General features: G+C 69.7%; 1 protein-coding gene. It reads left to right on the forward strand.

Annotation, left to right across the window (positions count from 1 at the left end; all coding sequences use genetic code 11):
- A partial coding sequence (locus ACTT8P_RS38650) for a hypothetical protein (protein WP_442836461.1) occupies positions 1–254 on the forward strand: 254 nt, incomplete at both ends.

A 254-nucleotide genomic window follows, 5' to 3' on the forward strand; every position in this document is an offset into this window, starting at 1 on the left:
GTGCAGGCCGAACTGCGCGACGAAGTCCTGCGCCGCGCCGCCGACATCACCGAACTCACCGACCTGCTGCACCGCGCCGCCGACCTCGAGGTGCAGCGCCTCACCGAGCAAAGAGCCGAAGCGACAAGGGAACTCGCCGACGCCGAAGCCGCCCTCGGACAAGCCCGCCAGGGCCTCCCGATCAACGAATCCGACCTGATCGACCCCCGCACCCGAGCCGAGGCCATCGCCGAACTTCGCTCCCGCACAATGCG

This window comes from Streptomyces sp. JW3 (assembly GCF_052216785.1).
GTDB lineage: Bacteria > Actinomycetota > Actinomycetes > Streptomycetales > Streptomycetaceae > Streptomyces.